This is a genomic window from Paraburkholderia sp. BCC1886 (genome assembly GCF_900996245.1).
GTDB lineage: Bacteria > Pseudomonadota > Gammaproteobacteria > Burkholderiales > Burkholderiaceae > Paraburkholderia.
In genome coordinates this window covers 1-273 of the sequence record NZ_CAAJGK010000021.1, presented here as the reverse complement: position 1 = coordinate 273, position 273 = coordinate 1, and the positions used below count along the sequence as shown (strand labels likewise).

Genomic DNA, 273 nt, shown 5'->3' with positions numbered 1-273 from the left:
ATGCACAGTCCTCTGCCGCTTTTTCGCAGAACACTACGCATTGAAGATTGGTGGAGGATGACGGGATCGAACCGACGACCCCCTGCTTGCAAAGCAGGTGCTCTCCCAGCTGAGCTAATCCCCCATACAGACTCATGCAGACACCCAGGGGTCATCACCCGGCCAGAACCACCACAGACACGGATGGTGGGTCTGGATGGATTCGAACCATCGACCCCCGCCTTATCAAGACGGTGCTCTAACCGGCTGAGCTACAGACCCCTTCGTCTGTCT

At 57.1% G+C, this 273-nt stretch carries 2 tRNA genes; both read right to left on the bottom strand.

The annotated features are described in order from the left end of the window. Positions 1-48: 48 nt before the first annotated feature. Positions 49-124 (bottom strand) — tRNA-Ala (locus FQ746_RS01685). 60 nt (positions 125-184) lie between these two features. After that, positions 185-261: transfer RNA gene (locus tag FQ746_RS01680), tRNA-Ile, on the bottom strand. Positions 262-273 lie beyond the last annotated feature (12 nt).